19 protein-coding genes and 2 pseudogenes are annotated in these 22239 nt (G+C 57.1%); 7 read left to right on the top strand and 14 right to left on the bottom strand.

Annotated elements, in window-relative coordinates:
* The first annotated feature begins 163 nt into the window (after positions 1 to 163).
* Positions 164 to 505, top strand: coding sequence for a hypothetical protein (locus AB4Z25_RS12640; protein ID WP_442208131.1), 342 nt, complete (start codon positions 164 to 166; stop codon positions 503 to 505).
* Between the two features lie 22 nt (positions 506 to 527).
* Here AB4Z25_RS12640 and AB4Z25_RS12635 read toward each other — a convergent pair whose 3' ends face one another.
* The 4 genes from AB4Z25_RS12635 to AB4Z25_RS12620 all read right to left on the bottom strand — a co-directional run bounded on the left by AB4Z25_RS12635 (position 528) and on the right by AB4Z25_RS12620 (position 5795).
* On the bottom strand, positions 528 to 2057 hold the full coding sequence (locus AB4Z25_RS12635) for a PAS domain S-box protein (RefSeq protein ID WP_442208130.1): 1530 nt from the start codon (positions 2055 to 2057) through the stop codon (positions 528 to 530).
* Between the two features lie 786 nt (positions 2058 to 2843).
* A complete protein-coding gene (locus tag AB4Z25_RS12630) occupies positions 2844 to 3881 on the bottom strand; it encodes a hypothetical protein (protein ID WP_442208129.1) in 1038 nt (345 codons plus the stop codon).
* Between the two features lie 770 nt (positions 3882 to 4651).
* Positions 4652 to 4852: a hypothetical protein gene (locus tag AB4Z25_RS12625; protein WP_112389407.1), complete on the bottom strand. Its 201-nt coding sequence runs from the start codon at positions 4850 to 4852 to the stop codon at positions 4652 to 4654.
* Between the two features lie 793 nt (positions 4853 to 5645).
* Positions 5646 to 5795 (bottom strand): DUF2934 domain-containing protein, encoded by a 150-nt coding sequence (locus AB4Z25_RS12620; RefSeq protein ID WP_442208128.1) that lies wholly within the window; start codon positions 5793 to 5795, stop codon positions 5646 to 5648.
* A 177-nt stretch (positions 5796 to 5972) separates the two neighbouring features.
* On the opposite strand from AB4Z25_RS12620, the gene AB4Z25_RS12615 reads away from it, so the two are divergent.
* The gene (locus AB4Z25_RS12615; RefSeq protein WP_112389410.1) at positions 5973 to 6185 is read left to right on the top strand and encodes a hypothetical protein; all 213 of its coding nucleotides are present in this window, start codon (positions 5973 to 5975) and stop codon (positions 6183 to 6185) included.
* A gap of 395 nt (positions 6186 to 6580) precedes the next feature.
* Here AB4Z25_RS12615 and malQ read toward each other — a convergent pair whose 3' ends face one another.
* The 3 genes from malQ to AB4Z25_RS12600 all read right to left on the bottom strand — a co-directional run bounded on the left by malQ (position 6581) and on the right by AB4Z25_RS12600 (position 11047).
* Positions 6581 to 8353: a 4-alpha-glucanotransferase gene (gene malQ / locus AB4Z25_RS12610; RefSeq protein ID WP_442208127.1), complete on the bottom strand. Its 1773-nt coding sequence runs from the start codon at positions 8351 to 8353 to the stop codon at positions 6581 to 6583.
* A gap of 110 nt (positions 8354 to 8463) precedes the next feature.
* On the bottom strand, positions 8464 to 10245 hold the full coding sequence (gene treZ / locus AB4Z25_RS12605) for a malto-oligosyltrehalose trehalohydrolase (RefSeq protein WP_442208126.1): 1782 nt from the start codon (positions 10243 to 10245) through the stop codon (positions 8464 to 8466).
* Positions 10246 to 10270: 25 nt separating this feature from the next.
* Positions 10271 to 11047 carry an SDR family oxidoreductase gene (locus AB4Z25_RS12600; RefSeq protein ID WP_442208125.1) on the bottom strand — a complete coding sequence of 259 codons (777 nt, stop codon included), beginning with the start codon at positions 11045 to 11047 and terminating at the stop codon, positions 10271 to 10273.
* Between the two features lie 328 nt (positions 11048 to 11375).
* On the opposite strand from AB4Z25_RS12600, the pseudogene AB4Z25_RS12595 reads away from it, so the two are divergent.
* Positions 11376 to 11498, top strand: a pseudogene (locus AB4Z25_RS12595) (carboxymuconolactone decarboxylase family protein); the annotation flags it as partial.
* A gap of 901 nt (positions 11499 to 12399) precedes the next feature.
* Complete coding sequence (locus AB4Z25_RS12590; protein WP_442208124.1) at positions 12400 to 12678, top strand: hypothetical protein; 279 nt, start codon at positions 12400 to 12402, stop codon at positions 12676 to 12678.
* Between the two features lie 1150 nt (positions 12679 to 13828).
* Here AB4Z25_RS12590 and AB4Z25_RS12585 read toward each other — a convergent pair.
* Together AB4Z25_RS12585 and AB4Z25_RS12580 are read right to left on the bottom strand one after the other, a co-directional pair.
* A pseudogene (locus tag AB4Z25_RS12585) lies at positions 13829 to 14859 on the bottom strand (sensor histidine kinase).
* A 102-nt stretch (positions 14860 to 14961) separates the two neighbouring features.
* Positions 14962 to 15315 (bottom strand): response regulator, encoded by a 354-nt coding sequence (locus AB4Z25_RS12580; protein ID WP_442208123.1) that lies wholly within the window; start codon positions 15313 to 15315, stop codon positions 14962 to 14964.
* A 153-nt stretch (positions 15316 to 15468) separates the two neighbouring features.
* Between AB4Z25_RS12580 and trpB the strand changes: the two genes are divergently transcribed.
* The 3 genes from trpB (at position 15469) to AB4Z25_RS12565 (ending at position 18440) form a co-directional block, all read left to right on the top strand.
* Positions 15469 to 16713, top strand: coding sequence for a tryptophan synthase subunit beta (gene trpB, locus AB4Z25_RS12575; RefSeq protein WP_442208122.1), 1245 nt, complete (start codon positions 15469 to 15471; stop codon positions 16711 to 16713).
* Positions 16714 to 16756: 43 nt separating this feature from the next.
* Positions 16757 to 17341, top strand: a complete 585-nt coding sequence (locus AB4Z25_RS12570) for a response regulator transcription factor (protein WP_442208121.1) — start codon at positions 16757 to 16759, stop codon at positions 17339 to 17341.
* Positions 17342 to 17453: 112 nt separating this feature from the next.
* On the top strand, positions 17454 to 18440 hold the full coding sequence (locus AB4Z25_RS12565; RefSeq protein ID WP_442208120.1) for an NAD(P)/FAD-dependent oxidoreductase: 987 nt from the start codon (positions 17454 to 17456) through the stop codon (positions 18438 to 18440).
* A 372-nt stretch (positions 18441 to 18812) separates the two neighbouring features.
* Here AB4Z25_RS12565 and AB4Z25_RS12560 read toward each other — a convergent pair whose 3' ends face one another.
* The 5 genes from AB4Z25_RS12560 to AB4Z25_RS12540 all read right to left on the bottom strand — a co-directional run bounded on the left by AB4Z25_RS12560 (position 18813) and on the right by AB4Z25_RS12540 (position 22214).
* The gene (locus AB4Z25_RS12560) at positions 18813 to 19340 is read right to left on the bottom strand and encodes a hypothetical protein (protein WP_442208119.1); all 528 of its coding nucleotides are present in this window, start codon (positions 19338 to 19340) and stop codon (positions 18813 to 18815) included.
* A gap of 304 nt (positions 19341 to 19644) precedes the next feature.
* Complete coding sequence (locus AB4Z25_RS12555; RefSeq protein WP_405049597.1) at positions 19645 to 20202, bottom strand: fasciclin domain-containing protein; 558 nt, start codon at positions 20200 to 20202, stop codon at positions 19645 to 19647.
* A 152-nt stretch (positions 20203 to 20354) separates the two neighbouring features.
* Complete coding sequence (locus AB4Z25_RS12550; protein WP_112389423.1) at positions 20355 to 21008, bottom strand: ChrR family anti-sigma-E factor; 654 nt, start codon at positions 21006 to 21008, stop codon at positions 20355 to 20357.
* Entirely contained in the window at positions 21005 to 21679 is a 675-nt protein-coding gene (locus AB4Z25_RS12545) for a sigma-70 family RNA polymerase sigma factor (RefSeq protein ID WP_442208118.1), read from the bottom strand. Before AB4Z25_RS12545 ends, AB4Z25_RS12550 begins: the two co-directional genes overlap by 4 nt.
* A gap of 115 nt (positions 21680 to 21794) precedes the next feature.
* A complete protein-coding gene (locus AB4Z25_RS12540; RefSeq protein ID WP_112389424.1) occupies positions 21795 to 22214 on the bottom strand; it encodes a DUF2177 family protein in 420 nt (139 codons plus the stop codon).
* Positions 22215 to 22239 lie beyond the last annotated feature (25 nt).

Raw genomic sequence — 22239 nt, 5'->3', positions numbered from 1 at the left:
CCGACCCGTCGTCGCACTGAACAATGGAGGCATTCGGGTCGGATGAGAGATTCGCGGCCGCACACGCAGCCAGATCGAGCGCGACCTCGACCGCCGTCGCTTTCCCAAAGACATTGACAAAACTCGCCTGATCGCCGGGTAGAAGCCTGCCCCCGACACCGATATGTACGACGTGCTCGACCTCACACTGCGCCGCGTTCGACAAGAACAAGGCATGGATGGTGGGCTGCGCGTCGTGGGCGAAGGCTTCGATTGCGGCATCCGGGTCGGCTACCTTCCCGCATCGTTTCCAGTAAGATTGGATCGCTCCGCGCGCGCCTCTACGCAAGCGCCTGCGTACGTGCCGAAGAACGGCGAACCCAAGGGCCCGGCAGACATCCTGAAACACTCAGCGATCACGCCTGGTACGGACAGGTGGACCTTCACAAGGGACGACCAGTCCGCTTGCCCGATTCGAGCATCGAGCGATTGGGCCGAACACTGGACGGATCTTGATCTTGCCTGAGGTGGTCGACTTCAAAAAAGCTTCAGAAGCACCGCCTGCTCTGACAGGCTTCTGCCAGCGCGTTCGACAACTGAGCCTGGCTGAACGGCTTCGATAGCCGCACGACCACGGTCAGATCGCCGACGCCGTCCGGTAGCTCCGCATATCCTGTCGCAAGAATGATCGGAAGCGTCGGGTACCGCGCGTGGATTTCCTGACACAGGCGCGCCCCTGTCATGTTCGGCATGGCGTGATCGGTTATAACGACATCCGGCGGAACGCCCGTCTGCAGCGCTGCCAAAGCCTCCTCGCCCGAAGATGCCTGAATGGTGTCCATGCCCAGATCCTCGAGCAGCAGAACCGTGTTCATGAGAACGAGGGCGTCGTCGTCGACTACAAGAACGGTTAGCGCTGTCGGAGCGGGCTCGAACGGCACATCTGGTGTTGCCGGAGCCTTTGTTTCCACTTCGGTGCTATCGGCGACGGGAAGCCACAGCTCCGCGGTCGTTCCCTGTCCCACCTCGGACTTCAGGATTAGCTCGCCGCCGGACTGTGCCATCAGGCCGTGCACCATGGGAAGACCGAGGCCCGTTCCCTTGCCAACGCCCTTTGTCGTGTAGAAGGGCGTCGTCGCGTTGGCCAGCGTCTCGTCATCCATGCCCTCCCCCTGATCGCGGACAGAGAGGCAGACGTAGTTTCCGGGCGGCAAGGTCGAGCGGCTAGGCCGGTCGGATCTGCGCTCGGCGGCGATGGTGATCTCTCCACCGCCCGGCATGGCGTCGCGGGCGTTGACAACGAGGTTGAGAAGAGCGCTCTCGAACTGATTGGAATCGCTGCGAACCTTCGGCAGATCCGGTGCGAACTTGCTGGTGATCACGATCTCGGGGCCGATGGTGCGCCGCATGAGCTCGGTCATCCCACCGACGAGGTCGCCGACGTCGACGGGGGCGAGCTGAAGCTCCTGGCGACGAGAGAACGCAAGCAGCCGCTGCGTCAACGTGGCGCCGCGTTGAGCCCCCTGAATCGCGTTGTCAATGAGATCTATGACGTCCTGCCGGACTGCTCTTTTCCTTGCGATCTCCAGGCTTCCGAGGATCGCCATGAGGAGGTTGTTGAAGTCGTGTGCGAGTCCGCCGGTCAACTGCCCGACCGCCTCCATTTTTTGCGCTTGGAAGATCGCTTCCTGCGCCGCCCGCTTCTCACTGATGTCGCGCGTGATCTTCGCGAAGCCGATCAGTTCGCCCTGGGAGTCCCTGATCGGATCGATGATGACGTTCGCCCAGAAGCGCGAACCGTCCTTTCTCAAACGCCATCCCTCGCGCTCGAAGCGCCCTTCTTCCTGCGCAAGCCGAAGGGCAAGTGCCGGCAGGCCGCTCTCTCGATCTTCGTCGGTGTAGAACGTGGAGAAGTGTCGACCGACGATCTCCTCCTCCTTGTAACCTTTGAGACGCTCGGCGCCTGGGTTCCAGCTCGTGACGAAGCCGCCCGGGTCGAGCATGTAGATGGCGTAGTCGGTAATGGCCTCGATGAGCAGGCGGTAGCGCTGCTCGTTCCTGATTTCGGAATCGTTCATGATGCCTCCCCGTCTGTCGCCACCGACAGCCTTGAAAATATATATCGGAAGAGATTAAACCCACCCCGGACTAACGTCTGATACCGCTGTCAATTCGTAGACTTGTGGTCTGATATCATGCAGTTGTCAAAAATCGCAATAGAGAGCACCGACTGGAATGTTGCGTACAAAGATATCGGAAATCGACGTCGCTGTAGGCACGGGTAAGAAGCCGCCGCAAGCTTTCTGCGCATGTCGCAAATGACCTTGGCCGAAGGGATTGGCGTGACATTCCAGCATGTCCAAAGTATGAGAAGGGCACGAACCGCATCGGTTCAAGCCGGCCAGCTCAGATTGCCCTCGTCCTCGGCACCAGACCCGGATCCTTGTTCGACAAAGACGAAGCCGGCACGTCCGCGGCGCCTCGCTCCCTCGAGCTGAGGGCGATATCGATATGTACAGGGGGAGGCGTATGGTGCCGGTCTCCTTGAGCCCCAGGTGACGGATCGCTTGGAAAAATCGGGGAGCGACCGGCGGATCCCGAAAGATTCGCCTCCGCTCAAGCATCTTTGTGCAGCCGCGGCATTAAGTCTTCCGACTGCCAAGCCCCCCGTCAACCTCTACGGGCCACGTCGTTCAGCATCCCATGCCACTTGCAAGCTTTCGAGAGGGTGCCCGCGTCTGCGATCGGGTCACGCGGTACCGGTGGGCGGCAAACGGCATCAATGCTGGAAAAGACAGCCCATTCGGGCGCTATAGTCATCAGGTGCACAACGCGAGTGGAAATAGATAGACATTATCCGCAGATTACTTGCCTCCTTTTCCACTGTTACCCTTGCTGCCCCCGTTGCCGCTGTTGCTCTTTCCACCGCCATTTCCGCTGCCACCACCGTTACCATGTCCACCGCCATTCCCGTTGCCGCCGCCATTACCCTTCCCGCCATCGCTACTACCCTTGCCGCCGTTGCCACCGCCGTTGCCGTTTCCACCGCCGTTGCCCTTGCTGCCACCATTCCCAATTCCGCCGCCGCTACCCTTGCCACCATCGCCCTTCCCGCTGTCGCTACCTTTGCCGCCCTCTCCATTGCCGTCGGAGTCGCCGCCTTTGCCGGAACTGCCCTTCCCCTCGCCGTTATCGGCAATGTTGGCACTGGTGTCGTCAGCTCCTTTTTTTGACTTGCCCCTGTCTTCAGGCGCGGCGTCGGGTTCGCCGGACAGCTTCTTGGCGCCCAGGGCCGGAACGACTGCAACTGATGGCGCGACGGACGTTATGGAAGGCTTTGACACCGCTCCTGCGACGTCCATGCCGCTCTTCCGGTCCACAGTCGCGCTCTGTCGGGGCCCAACGTTGGCCTGTTGACCGCTTCCGAAAGACGTGACCTGCACAAGACCGCGATCTACGGCAACCGATGCCTTAGTCTTGCCGACCGTCACGTGGAAGATCGTACCCTTCACAACGGCAGCCAGATAGGGAGTCTGAACTGTTGTATGCGGCTGGCTCCGCTTTTCGATCTCAAGATCGAGTTCCCCGACCTGCTGGAAGACCTCCGTCTTTCGCGGCGAAAGGAAGCCGCCCGGCTTTGTCGTAATCGCAGCCAATGTGTTCGGCTGGAACCCAATGCTTTCAACACCACGCACGAGCTGAACGCGGCCACGAGGGCCTGTGGAGATCCAGGCTTTGTTTGGCACCACATCGCCCACACGTAGGTTGGTCCACTGTTTCCGGTCAATAGTGTACCTAACCTGGCTGGTGGTCTTGGCAACCTGCCAGTCATCACCGGACGCGTGTGCGACAAAGGGTGCCAGGAAAAGGAAGAAAAGCAGGATACGAACGAATGCAGACATGGATGCGATGCCCCCAGATATTGAGGGCGACTTAATCACGGCCAAACTTAAGAATAATTTTAAATCATCGAGTGATTTCGGGGAAGGTGGCCTTTGGTACGTTACCGGACAGGCCGTAAACGAGGTCCGCGGTCGGCTGCTGGCATCATCGGGATCTGGATGCTGGCCTCCACACTCTTCCGTCGCGGCAATACCCGCGGGGAAGGCGAAGGCTGAAGACGAGACGCATGCGGAATGGTGGCATCGGCCCCATCCAGGAGCAGGAGCAGGCGGCGGTCAAACGGCGCGCGGCGCCGGCATTGCCACGATGGCGATGAGGGTCAGGCCATCGAGAAAGCGGCGGCCGCGCTTATCATTGCCGCAAAAATCTAAAGAAGAAACCTCGGAACTACCATTTGCCCTTGGGTCCCGAGGTTTTCCATGCGCACCAGCATTACTGCGATGGGTATCTCAGGTCCATCACAACCAAAATGCTAAAGTAAAGGCGCCCGATTCGTCAACGCAGGTTTGGTTTTCTCAAAAATCCTGCCACAATCGGACGCGCCAGGCCGGCCCCTAGCAAGGCCCCTTACCGGAGAACTCATCACAAAGAGTACCAAGCGTCTTGTGAAGCAGGCGTGACCGAACCATTTCCAGACTAGGGGGTGGATCAAGCAACTATGCACACGGAGTTCCCTGGTACGCCGGGAGTGGCGAGCGATCCGAACCTAATGTGGCAAGGCTTGTCGGAGACGCCTGTCGAGTTTCAAACCAAGGGCGTATCAAGACAGTCACGTCAACAGTTTGGTCAAGTCTTCCTCAGCCTTAACCCCGTGGCGAAACGCCCAAATGATCTTGTTTGCCAATTCCTTCTGTCGCATTTCGAGCACGATTTGTTTGGAAGCGCAGAGACGATCAAATACGCGCTCACAGAGGGCTACTTCCTCCTGAGCGAGTGAAAATTTTGCTTGGGCCAGTTGTTCTTTGATCATGACCTATGCCTAGTGAATGTCGCGCTGCTGTGAGGGTAGAAGTGCTGCATCTTTGTCCCCAATGATCTTGAGCGACTCCCAGTCTGGTAGATCCTTCTCGCTGAGTCGTTCCTGAACAGCGCAGAGCATCCATCCCGCCGCCTCGACTTCTCCGCCTCCATATGGACCTGAATCTGCTCTGTGCAAGCCACGACGCAAGGGCGCGCTGATCCCCCTTCCCAGGGAAGGGTTGCGGCCACGATCCTCGCCTTGGAATAGGCATTGGCGATCCGCTGTTTCGCGGCACCGTCACTTTCCAAGATAACGCCCAAGGTGAAGACGATCGTGTCCATCAAATGTTGGCGTCATCATCGGGTCCCAGCAAGAAGGTACCTCCAATCGGAAAATTCAGACCCTGCGACGTAACGGCGACAGATGCAATTTTTGATTGTAACAAAAAAGGGCATGTCGAGCAGCGCGATGCCGACGCCTCGATCATGGGATTGATGGGTTCGTCCGGTTCGAGATGGCGCCGCGGCTCTTCTTGCGGGACGCGCTCGGGATCTTGAGGCGGCGTATCAATGGGCGGTGGTGATGGCGGCGGGACGATGGGTTCATATGGATAGCAAAACGTCAATTCGCTTCTCTCGTTCCGGCTACCTTAGCGATCAGCACATATCTCGCGGAAGGGCTGGTAGATGCCGGCCCTTCCTTAGTGTCAACGCTGTCGTTAATCCGACGCGGCCATCGACGGTGGCCGAGCATGCGCGCCGGATGATTTTTCGCGGCGTTTGTCGACTCCTCGGAAGCGTGCTTATTTGCCTCGGTCCTCATCGGCTTGGCGTCCTGCCTCGGCATGTTGGTCTTCCGCACGCTGCCAGTGATCATCGTGCTTGCCGTGAGGCCTGCCTTCATCTTCCCAAATCCTGTAGGCGCGCTCGCGTCTTTCCTGGTCCTTATCCATTATCTCTCCTACTGTGACTGACCTTAAACTTGCATTGAAGCCCTCCGATTCCGCTCGTTCGATGACACGTCGGCCAACTCCGACCGACGGCTGCCGCGGTCGTGCACGTTATGCCATGCCTCGAAGGGAACTATCAAACCCGCTAGGCATTCCGCTGCAAACCTTCAGGAGGCCCAAGTGACGAAGTTTAAGCAGACCGAGCGCCAGCGTCCGCTCCGCGGCAGGCCCTACACCGTGCAAGAATTCAGGTCGAAATACAGCCTCGACGCCAAGACTGCTGAGGATCTCTTCGCTCGGTTTGGACCATCCTCCGTCGAGTTGGATTTGTTGATGGCGGCGAAGCGGCGCACGCCGTCCCTCCAGACGATCACTCAGGACATCGCTGTCTGACATACGGCGATACCGGTGGCGGGGGTGTCGAGTGCGGAGGCGCCTGATCCTTTAAGCGAGAGGTGCTTTTCGCTCGCGTCGCCGAGGCAAAGTGGGCGGTCGAGCCGACAACCATGAATGGTACTTGACCTGAAACTTCGATTGGGGCCGGTCGTTATGGCAGGAAAGCAACCTTTTGCCGATTAGCGCATGTCGCAGTTGCCGAGAGGAGGCGGGCTAGTCAAGAGCCTGCGGGCGAGCCACAACGTGTCTGCGCGACGTGGCCCTTCGACCAAGCCCGGCCAATAGCGGCTCGCGGATCACAACTTACGCGAGCCGCGAGCCTCGCGCTCTTGCGATTGATATTGTGCGATCGTCTTGGCCGCGCGTTCATTCACTCCAGACTGCGATCGTCATCAGCGTTCCTCCTGCATAGCAACGGCGATATGCCGAACGAGCACGAGTCCTTCTAGCCGCTCTATCGATACCGAAAGCTTCGGCTTCCAGTTCGGATAGCTGTCCCTGGTGCCAGGAATGTTCGTCGGACGCTTTTCGCCCGTCATATCTGCCAGCCTCACGGCGGCCAGCACAGAACTCGTTTTTGCAATGAAGCGATGCGCGCTCACGATGAGCTTGCTCAGCTTTTCCTCGCTGACTGTCGCGGCGGGTGTCCTTAGTGGGGGATCCGTATGCGCGTTTTTCAAAGCGACCATCATCTCTTTTCGCTCACGCCGCCGTTCCTTGCGGTGTTCTTCCGTCATGTGGGGTGGAACGATGCCGTGCTCCGCCCTTGTCCTGATATCCGCATCTCGCCACCAGCCAGCCAAGGTCTGGTGATCGTGCGTCGAGATGCAAGCAAGCGATAGTCTCGGGTATGAGCCAGGGGACCTAAATCCATCTTTCTCGCGCTCGTAAGACAGAATGCGGTAGGACAGGATATGCGCTCGGGAAAGATCATACTGAAGTCCTTCCGGAAGCATCCCCAGATCTTCTCCGATAACCAGGCAACGATATTTTGTCGACGCGTCGGCTAGGATCTGGAGAAGCCTTTCCTGCGGATAGTCGACATAGGCACCCTTCTCCGGACCTTTGTCGGCGGGAACGAGGAAAAGCCGCTTCAAAGCCGCGGCATGATCGATTCTGATGGCGCCAGCATAACGCATAGCAGATGCGACCATTCGCAGGTATGGCGGACTTTTCCCAGCTGCAATTTTAGCCGGATGAAACGCCGCAAGATGCCAGTCCTGACCCTTGGGCGCGAACGGGTCGGGCGGGCTCCCGACCGTTGCTGCGGAAATGTAGGCGTCACGTTCGCTCCAAGTTGCCGAGCCATCGACCGCTTCTCCGACGGCAAGGTCGAAATAGAGCCCGACCCGCAGACCGGCCTCACGCGCGGCCTCGGCGGCATGCGATAGCTGCTGATCGGCGATCCATTGCAGCCACATGTGGAAACCGATCGTGTCGGCATGTTCCTCGACGAGCGCCGCGACCTCGACGCCATCAGGAAGGTGCAACTCTTCAGGCCAGGACGTCCAGCCCGCGCCAAGGCCTCGCGCCACCATTAGTGCCGACAGGGTTTCGAAAATAGCGTGCCGTCGTAGGTTTTCACCGCCCTCCTTGACAAAGCCCTGGAAGTCGCGGGAAGCCTTTGACTGCCGATCGGAGGAAATCCGCCATTTCTCCCAAAGCGCGCGCAGGGCGGACAGCTTGGTTTCGGCCACTCCGACATAATCGACGAGATCGGTCGACCGCAGCTCTTGGAGCCGATCTTCAAGATATGAGTTCGCCTCGAACCCTTCGACCTTGTCGACCGCGATGTATAGGGGATTGATCATCTGACGGCTTGAAGGCTCGTACGGACTGCACCGGTTTGGATCGGACAGAAACGGTGCATGCAGCGGGTTGAGACCGATGAAATCGGCGCGAAGCGACCCCGCGAGGCCAATCATTTCGATCAGGTCCTCGAAGTCGCCGATACCCCAGTTGCGCCTCGATCGGAGTTCGTAGAGCTGCAGGGTGATCCCCCACACGCGGTGCTTTTCAAGAAACTCCGGTATAAAGGACTGAGGAATGACCTTCTTACCGTGCCGTCTTGCCGACTTCCGTTCAGCAGGTTTGTCCAGAGCGTCGTCGACCATCACGCCGAGTGCCTCAAGGAGCTGGTGCTTCGTGGCGTCCGTGACCGGCACGTCCACGTTATCCGGGCTCGGTCTCGTCAACGCGATACCGTGACTTTCCGCTAGTAGGTCGAGACGCGAGCGGACTGGACTGCTATTTGAGGACGATCGAGTCACAGCATTTATCTCCGGGCAGACGAAACGCTGAAGGCGACGGCCCACGTTCCCAGAATGTTGCCGCTGATATCTCCCAGTGAATAGATCGTTTCGCCAATAGGCGGTGCTAAGACCCTCGCCGGCTTGTTGGATAAGTTCGCAAGCAGGTGGAGCTCCGCACCATCGCGGGATCGCCACTTGACTGCCGTCACCCCATCCTCCTGACAAAATTTTCCCGCTCCGCTTCCAACGTGCTCGATCAGCGGCACGATGCGCTCATGGCGCAGAGCGAGAAGAGATCGGTAAAAATGGAGTATTTCAGACGCATCGGTGTCAGACAGTTTGGACCAATCGAGCTTAGCCGCCTCAAACGTGGTGCGAGCGGTGGGATCAAGAAGGTCGTCCGCGTCGAAACCCGGAAGTCGTGAAAGTTCCTTGCGCCGTCCCGTCCTCACCTTTTCGTTCAGGTCGTCGTTGAAATCGCAAAAATAGGGGAAATTTTCGCGTGCTCCCCATTCTTCGCCCATGAAAAGCATAGGGATTTGAGGAGACAGCAGATAGATCGACGTCACCGCTTTCAGGGGGGCGAGCGGTCGGTATGTAATCATCCGATCGCCATGCGCGCGGTTACCGATCTGATCGTGGTTTTGAATGAACGATATGAACGCGGTAGGTGGCAGGTCACCCGTGGGCTTACCGCGAGTTTCCCCACGATAGCGCATGTGGTCGCCTTGGAACACGAAGCCCTCGGCAAGCGCCCGGCCCATCTTTTTGGCGTCGTCCGCGTAGTCCTGATAATATCCGAAGGTCTCGTCGGTTGCGGCGACGTGCAGGACATGATGCACGTCGTCGTTCCATTGCGCTGTAAAGCGGACAGCTCTGCCCTCCTCATCTCGCTTCAGCAGGTCGCTGTCATTGTCTTCATTCTCGACGATGAGATGGACATGCCGGTTTCCCGCGGCGTCGCGGACATGCCTGGCCAGTTCGAGGAGAACATGCTCGTCGCTGTCGTCGTTGATTGCATGCACGGCGTCAAGGCGGAGTCCGTCAAGCCTGAACTCCTTGATCCAGTAGACTGCATTCTGGATGACAAATTCGCGAATGGGCCGAGACTGGCTGCCATCGTAGTTGATCCCGTCGCCCCAAGGCGTCTTGTGGCGGTCGGTAAACAGCGGCGCATAGTTCGGCAGATAGTTACCATCCGGCCCGAAGTGATTGTACACGACGTCCAGAAATATCGATAACCCGCGCTCATGGGCGGCGTCGACCAGCGCCATGAAGTCCTCGGGACGTCCGTAGCTGCTGTCAGGCGCATAAGGAAGTACGCCATCGTAGCCCCAATTGTAGGCACCGGGAAAATCACTGATCGGCATGATCTGGATAGCCGTGATGCCGAGCCGGGCCAGATGGTCAAGCTTGTCCATTGCCGCGCGAAAAGTCCCTTGTGGCGTGAACGAGCCGACATGCAGCTCATAGATGACTGACTCTTCCCAAGGGCGCCCGATCCAGTTGTCGGCTTTCCATTGGAAATGCGTAAGATCGACGACTTCGCTTGGGCCACGCACGTCTTCAGGCTGATGGCGTGAACCTGGATCGGGCACTTCAGAGCCCTCCGGAAGCACGAAACTGTAAAGACTGCCGGGACCGGCTGCGCTCGTCCGGCATCGATGCCAGCCTTCCTCGTCGCGCTTCATTGGTATAGGGTCAACGTCTTTCAGCTTGAGAAAGGCGCTGTCCTTCAGCGGCGCCCACAAGCGGAACTCGACGCCGTCTTCGAAGATAATAGGACCGAAGCTGTATTCGCGCACTGTGAAACCTTGCTTTCTCATGAGACTAACGGAGCAGCCCCTGGCCGCCGTCCACCCAGATTGGAGACCCGGTTACGTGGCGAGACTGGTCGGACGCAAGAAATGCAATAACGTCAGCGACGTCTTCGCTGCGGCCTGGACGACCCCCCGTGATCGGAACCTGGCCTGCGGGCCAGACGACTGGGATAGCGGTCTCGTCTTCCTTTCGAAGACGGGTATTCGCGTCGATGCTGGTTTCGATTTCGCCGGGACAGACAGCGTTGATACGAATATGGTGGCGAGCAAGCTCCAGGGCGAGCTGCTGGACCATCGCAACTTGCCCGGCTTTCGTCGCCGTATAGGCGGTAGCGCCCGGAGTCGTAAACGTGCGGGTGCCGTTGATCGATGATACAACCACGATGGAGCCGCCTCCCGATCGCTTCAGCTCGGGAACGCTGGCGCGGATCGTAAGAAAAGTTCCGGTTAGGTTTACGGAGATCGTGGCGTTCCACTCGGCGACCGTCAGATCGTCGATCGGCGCCCAGACGCCGTTGATACCGGCGTTGGCCACGACGACGTCAAGTCGGCCGAACCGCTTGACAAGCTGTCCGACAGCGTCTGCCATCTGTCGTTCGTCGGCGATGTCGGCCAAGAGCGAAACACCTTTGCCGCCAGCGGCGTCTATCTCCGCTACGGTGGAAGCAATTTCGTCCGCGGTACGCCCGAGCGCGCCGATCGCGAAACCGTCGCTGGCCAATTTCAGTGCCGCAGCTTTACCAATTCCAGATCCAGCTCCCGTGACCAGGGCGACGGCTAAGCTCATTGCGATCTCCTCATTTCCGAATTGGATAAACAACGAAACTTCGTCGCGGTTCCATGGCACCTTTCCCCGTACGGTTGAAGACGAGAATGTGCTTCGGAAGTCTCTGAGAAGCGCTGTTCAGAACGCGCTGCCTACGCCTTAGCGTCGAACAAGCCAGTTCCTCGTCACCGACTTCGTCGAGTTCTTCACCAAACAGCCGGGTGCGCGGCCGGCCGTGCCGACACGGTACGCTACTTCGGCGGGGTTGATGCATCAGATGCCAGCATGCGCCGCATCATCCAGCGGATAGCCGCAAAGTTTGACCGTGTTCATTTCTGCTACGAGGCGGGCTGCCGCCGCCGCCGCTTTCGAACCGAAGGACCTAGTCGATCTGACGATTACGATCGCCGCCATGAACGCCTTTAATCGCCTCGGTGCACCGTTCCGACTTCCGGTAGCGGCAAAGGCCTAAGCAGCGTAATTCAGCACTATAGGGGTTCGCTTCATCACCTTATGACGCACACCGAAAGCCCATCGCCTTTCGTTCGGAGCTAGCCAGTGCGCGGCGCTTTCTTTTAGGTTGCTCCTGACGGCAAATCACTGCACCGTGTGGGCAGGAGGAATGCCAATGATCACGCTATCCGCAATCTTCGCAATTCTGATGCTTGTCTCAGCCGGGTGCTATCTCGCGATCTTGCCGATCGATAGCGAGGAACGGTAAGCTCAGCATTTAGTGGATAGTTTGCCCGCGAATGGCAAACCAGATCGACCAACCCTCACCTTTGTAGCTGCCAGACCCCGTAACGCTGATCATCTCGATAGCCTCGCCAGCTTCCCTGTCGTCGGACACGTGATCGACTATTAAATTGAAGATCTTTGCCCGCGGCATCTCTTCCCGTTCAATGACGAATGTCGGGGTGATAACGCCAAACCTCATCATCGTTTTTCATGACGACAATTACCCATGCCTCTGGGTCCAACACCACTCGCAATACTCAGGCATCAGGACGGTGGGCAAAACTGTACGTTCCTGTACACGCAACCTTCGACGAAGTTCCACGTTTGTGAGTGGGAGGATTTCATCATGGATTTTAGATCTTCGTACGGGTCGGCATACGACGAGTGCTGCGCAGCCGGGACTAACTCGTCGTCCATGCGTGCCGCGATCGATGCGGCATAGGCCGCCGACCCGACGCTCGACCGCAGCGGTATCGTGGTCAGGATACTCGGCCCGATCGTAATTCTTGAGGGATACCTCTCCGCGCGGGAGCATCGGGACATCGCCGTTCGCATTGCCACGGCTGTAGCCGGAACTGGCAGGGTTCAGGACCGGATGCTCTATCGGTACAGCGCCCAATCATTGGAGGCAGGTTATGAAAACGATCAGCGATTGGCTTGAACACAAGCTCGACAATATGGGGTCGGAAATCGGCTTCGAGGAAGATGCGTCAGCATTCGAACAGCACGCCGAGCTCCTGCGTGCCGAAGCTGAAGAGGCCGGCTATACGGCCGAGGAGCTGACCGAAGCCTGCGGTGGCGATATCGCTGCGTTTCTTCGAGATCGTCAGAATTTGGCTACCGACAACGAGATGCAGGACAAGCTCGCGGGCGACCCGTTTCCCATTCCGCCTTCCGGCCTGAAACAGGACTAACGGCGTTTCACCGAGTTGCCTTGTCTGGATTTGCCCTGCGTTTCAGCGGGCCGTCTTTTATCACCTGAACGAAAAAGCTTCGCCCTCTGGAATGGAAGGCGCAGACAGGCCCTCGCCGTTTTTTTGACGGGGACGCTAAACTGATTTGCGGGATCTGAGATCCCCACCCTAATGTGGAGCTGTCAGGGTTTGTCCAGCAAAGGTGGCGATTAGTCTGACGCCTCCTCAGACTTAAGTCCGAGTTTAGATTTTTCGTGGAACGGAAAACCCTGGCAATCATTTAATCCCGGTCTAATCACTTGAGGTAAGGCCCCATGAAGAAAATTATTCTTGCTGTCGCCGTCGCTTTTTCGTCCATGATTGCCGTCCCAGCAGCTTCGTACGCGGACACCGTCGTCATACGTACTGATGACGGTCCTCGCCCGCATCGCGGCTGGGAAAGGGGCCACCACCGTGGCTGGGATAATGATCGGAGAGCACGACTGGTACGTGAAGGTTATCGTCGCCACCCGGGTTGCTTCACGAAACGAGTTGTAACCTACCGGGATGGTGAGCGAGTTTCGCGGACGACGAAGGTCTGCCGCTAACTGAATCTCAAGTTCGCCTCAAGGAGCCGGGAGTAAGTCACTCTCCGGCTCCTGCCGTTTGAAGAACCGCACGATCAGAGGAGCGTTTAATGGAGCGTCATAATCGGTAATGGACGCCGCCATTGATGAGGGGAGATGGCGTTGAAAATCTGAGTGTTGCAATTATCTGAACATTCCGTTTGGCAACGAGGGTATCAGAATGTGCTGAAAGAAGTTAAACAGGCCAAGTACTTCGCTGCGAAGTTGATCCGCAGTCATAGACCGATCTCCCGAGCCCGAGCCTTTCTGCCTATGCTGAGTGTACGCTCGGATAAAGGCGTAATTTACATGCTGGCCTCTCAGCGCATTTTCGGCATCATCATTGCAACGGGCCATTCTCTTCGAGCAACCCATCGTCGCCTTTGTCTTTGTCGATGGGCGTTTGTGATCCACTCTATCGATTGCATGTCAAAAAACCATCCGTCATTGACTATCTTCGCGTGAATGAAGCCGCAGAGATGGTTATCGTTTTGAACCGACGTGTGGCGACACTGATTGCTCTGTGTCAGCGGGCCATTTCGTCGTCACTTTTCGCTATCGATCTGCGCCAGGTCACCACGAAACTGAATTTTCGAAAGTGACATTTTAGCTGTTAGCACGACTCCTCCGGGGTTGTATGCGACATCCGCGTTGCCGTACGCGCTGAGGCTGGAGACGATGAGCCGCGATCCGAAGCCTACGCGCGTGGGGTCTGCAACTGTCGGACCATCCCGCTCGCGCCAGTCGATAGATAGACAATCTTCGCCGTCGATGTCCTCGATCCGCCAGGAGACATGTATGTGGCCAGCGTTATTGGACAGCGCGCCATACTTCATGGCGTTCGTTAAAAGCTCATGCAGGACCAGCGAAAACGAAAGGGCCGCCTGAGGCCCCAGTTCGAGGTCAGGACCTTCGACTTTAATCCGTTCACTTCCTTGCAGGCCAATGCTTATTTTAGCTGCTTCGACGATATTGCCGAGGGTCGCGCTTACCCAGTTCTTCTGTAGCAACAGGTCGTGAGCTTTCGAGTAAGCGGATATTCGTGACTGAAGCTTCACGGAGGCATCTTCGACTGACGTTGCATTGCGAAGGGATTGCGTCGCGATCGATTGGACAACCGAAAGAGTGTTCTTCATCCGGTGGCCGAGTTCGTGCATCAGAAGGCGCTGCCGGTCAGCTTGGTCGCGCTCATGCGTCCTGTCGCGAAGAATCTTAATAAAACCAATCACTGTGTCATCGTCCGCACGAAGGACCATCATCTCAAGGCCCAAAACGTCGTGCCATCTTTTCTGAGATGCCAGCGTTCGTCGCTCCCTCTTCCGACGCTCAGAGCCGCGGTCATCTCCCGCTGAGGCACGCCTTTTTCCCTATCTTCTTGGACAAAAAAGGCAGTGGCGGGCCTGCCAACCATTTCTTCGGCTGTCCAGCCCAGGATAAGGTGCGCGCCCTCGTTCCAGCTTGTGACAAGGCCGTCCAAATCCAGCGATATTATAGCGTAGTCAATTGCGCTTTGGACGATCGCTTCGAGGAACCGCTCCCTAGACGAGATCTTTTCAGTCCCGATTTCGATCTTCATGGCTCGATCCTTGAGGCCGCATTCCGCGCTATCCATCACCGATAAGAGCCAGAAGTCAAATCTATTGACGATCCGTCTCCGGGACGCGCGACACTCTAAAGCTTAGATTTTCGAAAGACGGTTCAAACTGGCGACGATCCTCGTGAAATCGTAGGGCTTAGAGAAAAACTCTGCTCCGTGCGGCAGATCGATATCTTTAGCAGTTAGTCTCCCTGATACGAAGACGATGCCTGCGTCAGGAAAACGTACCGCAACCGCGTTGGCTAGATCGACGCCCGAAAGCTTTCCGGGCATTTGCACATCGGTGAAAAGCAGATTTATGCTGTGATCTCCAAGGAGCTCCATCGCTTCATCAGCCGAGCCAGCCTCGACTACCTCAAAACCGGCCTCTTCCAGCACGTCGATGACCGTCAGCCGGATAAGGACTTCGTCTCCTACTACCAGTACCTTGAGCATGCCAATCCCCCGTAGAAGCGCTGGTCAACACGCGGACGGGTGGAATGTTCCACATTATGTTTCGAGCGCCTACCGGACGGTCGATCTGCTTATTTTAAAAAAGAACATCCAAACCGAAACGCTCGCGTACAACGGATAAACGAGGAAAACGCGATGCAAGACGTGAATTCTGCGATGCCCGATATTGATGGATTTTTTGGTCAATTCGGCGGGAGCTTTGTCGCAGAAACCCTGATGCCGCTTTTGCTCGATCTTGGAACTCAATGGCGGGAGGCTAAAGCTGATCCATCATTCTGGGAACGCTTTGCATACCTGTCGCGGCACTATGTCGGACGCCCAAGTCCGCTGTATTTTGCCGAGCGTCTGACAGCCGCTCTGGGAGGGGCACGTATTTACCTCAAGCGGGATGAACTAAACCACACTGGATCACACAAAATCAATAACTGTGTCGGCCAGATACTAATCGCCCAGAGGATGGGCAAGCGCCGTATCATTGCCGAAACAGGCGCAGGCCAGCATGGGGTCGCAACTGCGACAGTCGCAGCGCGCTTTGGCCTCCAGTGCATCATCTACATGGGCGCCAAGGATATCGAGCGACAGGCGCCGAACGTTTTCAGAATGAAGCTTCTGGGCGCAGAGGTAAGACCTGTCACGTCTGGTAACGGAACTCTCAAGGACGCCATGAACGAAGCACTTCGTGATTGGGTGTCCAACATCGACGACACCTATTATCTGATTGGCACCGTCGCCGGGCCACATCCGTATCCGGAAATGGTCAGAACACTACAATCGATTATTGGCACCGAAGCACGCAAGCAGATCCTCGAATATGAAGGGCGCCTTCCAAACCTCCTGATTGCGGCAGTCGGCGGCGGCTCGAATGCAATTGGCCTGTTTCATGCATTTCTCGGTGATCGTGACGTTGAGATGATCGGCGTCGAGGCCGGGGGCCGAGGCGTCGATACGGATGAGCACTGCGCTTCGCTTTCAAAGGGGACGCCAGGCATCCTGCATGGCAATCGCACCTACCTTCTCCAGGATCTAGATGGTCAGATTCAAGAAGGCCACTCGATTTCGGCGGGTCTCGACTATCCCGGAGTTGGGCCGGAGCACGCGTGGTTGAAGGAGCAAGGCAGGGTTTCGTACAGGTCGGCCACCGACCAGGAAGCGCTCGATGCCTTCCAGTATCTCGCTACCGAAGAGGGGATCATCCCTGCTCTGGAGCCGTCTCATGCATTGGCGGAGTTGATCAAGATTGCCCCCGAGATGCCGGCGGAAGCAATCGTCATCCTCAACCTCTGCGGCCGCGGCGACAAGGACATCTTAACGGTCTCCAGTTTGATTGATGGCGATAACGACGCTCAGGCAAAGGCCAGTGGGGCGACCAGTCACCGATAATTGTCCAGGGACAGCAGCCCACAAGCTCAGCAAGGAGCACGTTATGATAGGGTTCGGTTCGACGGCGACTGGCGCAGCAGCAGATTCAGATGCCAGGTGCCCGGCTCTCCTTGTTGATGACGACCGCGTGTTCGCGCGGCGACTTGGCAAAGCGCTTCAGGACCGTGGATTCGACACGGAGATCTATAATACGGTCAGCGATGCTATCGACGCGCTTGGACTTCGTCGTTTCGATATCGTTATAACGGATCTCCGGATCGGCGATCGGAGTGGTCTCGAAATCGTAGCGGAAGTGCGCGATATTTCTCCTGAGACCAAAACTCTGGTCTTGACTGGTTATGGAAACGTTCAGTCGGCCGTGACCGCAGTCAAACTTGGCGCAACTGAATTTTTGAGCAAACCCGCCGACGCGGACGAAATCCTTGAGGTTCTCGGTGTGGCAAACGCATTAAAGTTGTCTTCAGGGGATGCCATCAAATCTGCCGAGCTCGTTCGCTGGGAGCACGTGACCAGCGTGTTTGCGGAAACCGGAAACAACGTCTCGGCGACTGCCCGTCTCCTCAACATGCACCGTCGAACGCTGCAACGAATGTTATCTCGCGGGCGGCCGGAAAAAATAAGTGTATGAGCTTCAACACGAGGTTTCGGTCGATGGGAGGTTCGCGGCCACCTTGCCAGCAGTCGCTCCCTCGCGATCTGACAAGCACCATTATACGTAAGGTCAATACAAAGGAAATGTGATGTCCGATCGAACGAAAATTGCAGTTATAGGGGCCGGGATTGCAGGACTGACCTTCGCACGATCGCTGCATGGCATTGCTGACATTACGATCTTTGAAAAGAGCCATGGTGTCGGAGGCAGAATGGCAACCCGGCGTGCCGGCGAAATCACGTTCGATCACGGCGCCCAGTATTTTACCGTCCGCGACCCCTTGTTCCACGCTATGTTAGAGCCGGCACTCGAACTCGGCTTCGTCGAAACGTGGTCAGGAACCATCGGCTCGTCATCGATGGGCTCCGCATCAATCATCGACGAGAGCGATCGTGCCCCAAGATTTGTCGGCGTACCATCCATGACGGCGCTTCCTAAGTGGATGGCACATGGATTGGACATCCGGCTAGGCGTGACGATTGATGCTATCGAAGGGAGCCCGTGTAACTGGAGACTCGCCACTGGTTACGAGCGAGCTGGTCCCTTCGACTGGGTTGTCGCCGCCTGTCCTGCTCCCCAGGCGATGGCCTTGATGCCTGCGAACTACAGCGGCTTTCGAGCCGCAGCGAGCACAAAGATGAATGCTTGCTTTACACTGATGCTCATCCTTCAATCGCGTGCCTTGGGACGCCACTGTGCGGTGCGCTATGACGACGAGGTGATCGCATGGGTCGCCGACTGCACGTCACGCCCGCAACGCTCGCCTTTGCCGACGATTGTCGTTCACTCGCAAAACCAATGGGCCGATCGACACGTCGATGACGACTTGGAAGTCGTTCGTACGGCCATGCTCGATAGCCTGGCTAGACTGCTGCCCGGCGTTCCCGAAGGTGTTCTCTCGGCTAACGTCCATCGCTGGAAGTTCGCCAATGTACAGACAGTCAGTGAAAGTGACGTTCTTATGGACCTTGAAAACGGTCTTGCTGCATGCGGAGATTGGACGATTGGCAACAGAGTCGAAGCAGCATTTCTAAGTGCAACTAGGCTTTCCAAAGCGATCGTAGAACGGCTCTGACAGACATGGCCGATCCGGATGGCATGACTGCCCGCGTGTCGGACTTCACTTTCAGTTTGCCGCAACCAAGATAGGAAGCCATTGTCTCTGGTCAGGGCGGCAGAATCGGCTCGACTGTAGTCAGAGTGAAGATCCCCGGTCGGGCAAGTTGCGTGAAACTGCCAGGAAACGCGTTGGGTTTGATTTACCCGATGTTTCCGAGTTGAGATCGAGCGGCTGGAACCGCTGTTTTCCGGTTCTTCAACGTCAGATCGAGCTGGTGGGATGCTAAGCCGACGATCGCAAATGAAAGCCAGTTGTTAACCTCAGCCTAAGGTCGACGCCTATGGTTGAGACTGACTGGCGACCCAATCCCGTAGTCCAGAGAGGGCTTTAAAGTCTTCCGCACAGCACTTGTGGATCGACTTCGGCCGCCATAGCGCTCAAAGCGTGTCCGGGGCCGAGTTCCAGAAATGCACTTGCGCCAGCCTCCCTGCAACTCTCCAGACACCTGGCCCATTCAACTGTATGCGAGATTTGATCAGCGAGCTTAATCTGAGCTGACGTGAGATCAAACACCGAGGCGCCGTCGATACCACTGAAGAGAAGAATCCCGCTCGGAACCTCAGGGCAGATGGCTGCTTTTGCTAGAGAAGATGCAAACGCGGCAGATGCGTTTGCGAGTCTTGGCGTATGTGAGGCAACATGGACTTTAAGACGGACAATACGCTCGGCGCCGCTGCAAACTGCCTCTTCTTCTAAAGTTTGGAGGACGGCGACTGTGCCCCCTACGACGAATCCATTGCCGGGATTGGCGATCGCAATTGCAGTTTCTTGCGCGCGGCATAATCTGGCGACTGCCTCCCGCTTCAATCCCCGGACAAACGTCAATCCTTCGCGACCGCGACTTGCTAGTTTCATCGCCTCCGCGCGGATCGCGACGAGCCGGAGCGCCTGTGTCCCCGCTGATGAGCCCCGCCAGCGCCCAGGCAGCAACTTCACGGACGCTGTATCCAACGACTAAACGGCGCTTGGGCTCGTTCGCCGCGACGGAGATGACAGACAATGTTTCCGGGGAATGATGCTAATTGGCGTCTTCTAGGTCCGGCCACTCCGCACTGGCGTTGCCGCCGGTTAGCGTTCGAACGCGCCCGATACCTAAAAAAGAGAAGATCTATTCAGACCGAGAAAATGCCGGGCCGATAATTCGGCCCGGCGCTCGAACTCACATCTTCGGAAGAAGTACCTTATCAACGACGTGGATCACGCCGTTCGACTGCTTGACGTCAGCGATCGTCACGGTAGCAGTTCCTCCCGCCTCGTCGGTGAGCGTGATCTTGCCCATGTTTTCCTTGGCCTTCAAAACGCAGCCGCCGACGGTCTTGATGTCATGTTCGCCGCCATCATCCTTGATCATCTTGGCGACGGTGCTGGCCATGGCATCAGCGGCGACCACGTGGCAAGTCAGAATTTTGACGAGCTTGTCCTTGTTCTCTGGCTTGAGTAGGGTCTCGACGGTCCCTTTGGGAAGGGCATCAAAGGCTTCGTTGGTCGGAGCAAACACGGTAAATGGCCCCTTCCCTTCAAGCGTCGACACCAGGCCCGCAGCCTTGACGGCAGCGACGAGCGTCGTGTGATCCTTCGAATTCACAGCGTTTTCAACGATGTTCTTGTCCTCGAACATCGCCGCTCCGCCAACCTTAGGGTTGGCGGCATATGCAGCCAGGCTGCCTGTCATCATGCTGGCCAACGCGACTGCCGAAACTACCAGAAATTTCTTCATGATCATCTCCTCTCAATGCCGGCCTCTTGGCTCGGTAGAGGTTCTACGAATGACCGCCGCTCCGGTTCAAAAATCAGACAAATATAGTGCAGCATGATCTGAACGGCAGGTAGTGGGAAGGTCTGCGGTTACTCGGCCGATGAATACTGAAGTCAAATCCCGAGGATTGGCTGTATCAACCGCAAAAACCTGCTCTTGAAGCGTAGGGGCGCCTCGGTCACTGCAAGACATATACAGTCTCTGCCAGCATCAGCTTTCGGCTGATGCGTCAAGCTGTCGTCGGCCATCTCTACATCGCCTCGCGCAAATCGCGAAACCTCGTCGCTAAAACTGCCGTCAAGCACAAGCGTTAATTCAACGCCTCGGTGAGAATGCTCCGGGACCGGCTGACCGGCCGGAATCTTGAGCAGTCTCACTGTCGTTGTTTCGTCGCTGGTCGGTATCATCATTTGGGCAGCGCCTCGACCGAGCTGGCGCCATTTCAGGCCTCCGGCTGCGTCGATATAGGTCCTCAGCGGCTGCGGGTACGTGTGATCAGACCACGAGCCTTTCTTAATGGGCACAACCTTGTCGATCTGACCCGCATCGATCTTAGCTTTGAGACTCTCCCAGCTTTGTGACACCGCGGCTTCATCAGCAGGTTCGCTGTCAATAAAATAACCGCCAACGCTTTCCAGCATTGAAAGCTTTGAGCGGCATGCCGGGCATAAGGCAAGATGAGTCGCCACAGCAACGCTCCAGCCTTCAGCCAGGGTTCCGGCCGCATATTGCTGGAGCATGTCATCATCCAGATGATGTTCGATCATTTGGCCTCGTCCTGAAGCGCTACGCGCAGTTTCTCGCATGCAAGCCTAATCCTTGATTTCACCGTTCCAATTGGGAGGTTTAGTTTTTCCGCGATCGTCGAATGGGTGAGCCCCTCGAAAAACGACATGCGCAGCACTTCCGCATATCTGCCCTTCAATGTCGTCATCGCGCCGCGCAGCGCTGCAGCACTTTGCTGACGCTCGATTAGCGAGTCGGCGGCCTCAAACTCATCCGGGACGAATGCCGGATCGTTTGGATCGAATTCAGGCTTTATCGCTCTTCGAACAGAGTCGATCATCTGATTTCTGGCGATCGTGAATATCCACGTTGACGCCTGGGCCTTGGACGGATCGAAAAGCGCCGCCTTGTGCCAGACGCGCATCATCGTTTCCTGCGCCAGCTCCTCTGCGAGTATCCGGTTTCCTCTCGTCATCTTGACCATGTAAGAGCGTACGCGCGGATAGAAGTGCCTGTATAGGAGTTCGAACGCCACGATATCGCGTGACTCTGCCACAGCGGACATCAGCGCTTTAATCCGCTCGGCATCTAAGCTAACGGTCTCTTCCTCCAATTTCCCGACCTTTCGCGCTCCGCCTGAAGACGACCACACTTTCGCGTCAGCGCATGTGGTTCGAAATACTCCGATTCGAAGCGGCATCTGCATATTCATGGCGTAACCTACGCATCAGCTTGCTGCTGGATCAAAAAAATGAACTCTAAAAATTGGCCTCCAAGTCTTTGCTTGGCCTTCGATAGCGCCTGCCGGCCTACGTCGCGTGCGGACATCAGAGGCGCGCCACAGCCCCAAAGATCCGATATGTGACCCAAAAACCGACGCCTGATGCTGCCGCTGACAAGACTGTTCCCCAAATGAGGTCGGCGACCGTCAAGACAGTCGACCAGTTTCTTAAGGTAGACTGGTTGGTCAGATCATAGGTGGCATAAGCCATGAAGCCAACGGCTGCGCCGTAGATGACTGCTGTCGTCATTGATCCTGACGTCAAACCCGTCCGGACAGCGAGGAAGGTCAACCCCGCGGCGTAAATCAGGTAAAATGCCGCAGCAGGCGCCAATCGGAACTGCGGCGCAAGCATGTCGCCCAACGTTGGTCGATAGAGACGGTCGGCCATGGCGCTCAGCCAGACAAAATCGATGGCAACGAAGGCGATCAGCGTTGCGGTATATGCGGTCAGGTACGTTTTCATACGGGGCCCCCAGATGGATTTCCAA

It is taken from the genome of Rhizobium sp. RAF36 (assembly GCF_052114105.1).
Taxonomy (GTDB): domain Bacteria; phylum Pseudomonadota; class Alphaproteobacteria; order Rhizobiales; family Rhizobiaceae; genus Rhizobium.
This window is presented reverse-complemented; position numbering and strand designations above follow the sequence as displayed.